This is a genomic window from Thermoflexus sp. (assembly GCF_025055495.1).
Lineage (GTDB): Bacteria > Chloroflexota > Anaerolineae > Thermoflexales > Thermoflexaceae > Thermoflexus.
Genome location: NZ_JANWXB010000385.1, coordinates 1 through 1477, shown reverse-complemented (window position 1 = coordinate 1477; position 1477 = coordinate 1). Strand labels below are relative to the sequence as shown.

General features: G+C 63.5%; 1 protein-coding gene. It reads right to left on the bottom strand.

What is annotated here, in order from left to right:
- Positions 1–3: 3 nt before the first annotated feature.
- Entirely contained in the window at positions 4–1332 is a 1329-nt protein-coding gene (locus NZM16_RS12475; RefSeq protein WP_295480663.1) for an amidohydrolase, read from the bottom strand.
- Positions 1333–1477 lie beyond the last annotated feature (145 nt).

The following is a 1477-nucleotide window of genomic DNA, read 5'->3' as shown; positions in this document are numbered from 1 at the left end:
TCGTTAACGATATGTTTGCAAACGCCGTCCGTGGGCTCGATGAACCAGGCGATCCGCGCGGGCCTGGACTTGGCGCAGGATCTCTTCTTTGTCCAGCGTCAGCAGCTGGCGCCTTTCCATCAACACCTTTCCGTTCACGATCACGGTGTCCACATCGCTGGCCCGGGCGGCATATACGAGGGCGGCTTCCACCCGATGCACAGGCTGGACGTGGGCGCCATCCAGTCGCACCAGAATCAGGTCCGCGAGGTAGCCCGGCGCCAGACGGCCCAGGTGTTCCTCTACTCCCAGCGCTCGCGCTCCGTCCCAGGTGGCCATGGTTAACGCTTCATGCAGCGGCAATGCCCGGGCGTCCCGGCGCTCATGCTTTTGAAGCAGCGCCGTTAGGCGCATCTGTTCCCAAAGGTCCAGGGTGTTATTGCTGGCCGCCCCATCGGTCCCCAGGCCCACAGGGATCCCGGCCTGCCGCATCGCGACCACCGGCGCGATCCCTACCGCCAGCTTCAGGAAGGTCTTGGGGCAGTGGGCCACGCCCACCCGATGCGTCGCCATGAGCGCGATGTCTTCGGGAGTAGCATGGGCGGCGTGCGCACAGAGGAGCCGGCTCTCCATTAACCCCGCGCGCTCCAGAAGCCGAATGGGTGTGACGCCGTAGCGCTGGAGGCTGGACTGCACCTGTTCAGCGGTCTCGGACACGTGGATATGAACGCCCAACCCCAGCCGTTGTGCCTCGCGGGCGACCTCCTGGAGGAATTCATAGGGGCAGGTGTAAGGGGCGTGCGGACCCATCCAGACCCGGATGCGATCCTCCGCGGCACCGTGCCAGCGGGCGGCGAAGGATGCCGTTCGATCCAGCTCCTCATGAGGGTTCTGTCCGAACATCGCCCAGGCGAGGTGCGCACGCAGCCCGGCGGTGACGAAGGCCTCGGCCACCCGATCCATCTCGAAATAATGGTCCGCCACCGTTGTGATCCCGCCCTCGATCATCTCCGCTGCGGCCAGCAGGGTCCCCCAGTAGATATCCTCAGGGTTCAGGTTGGTCTCCATAGCCCAGATGTAATCGTTGAACCATTCCTCGATGGGCACATCCTCGGCGGAGCCGCGGAAGAGGACCATCGCGGCGTGGGCGTGCGTGTTGATGAGGCCAGGCATGGCGACCATGCCATCTCCCGGAATGACGCGAGCGGCGGAAGCTGGATCGATCTGACCGGCGCGCTGGACCGCCACGATCCGGGAGCCCTGGATCAGGATATCCTGGTCGGCCCGCACCATCACCCCTTCCGGGCCTGGATCTACCACAGTGACCCGTCGAATGAGAAGATCGTAGATCATTGGATTTTCCTTCCTCCCTGTGGGCTTTAGGTTGTCCCTCAACACTTTATCTATCTTTGATTTGGAGATTTTTGGGGGCTGGGCTAAGAGCCTCTGGCCTCCAGCCCAGCCCCCGGTCTCCGAAAGATGTTTTCTCCCCCCTCCC

What these genes read in the sequence shown, in the direction of transcription:
- NZM16_RS12475 (WP_295480663.1), bottom strand. Translation starts at nt 1,332, where the DNA reads ATGATCTACGATCTTCTCATTCGACGGGTCACTGTGGTAGATCCAGGC.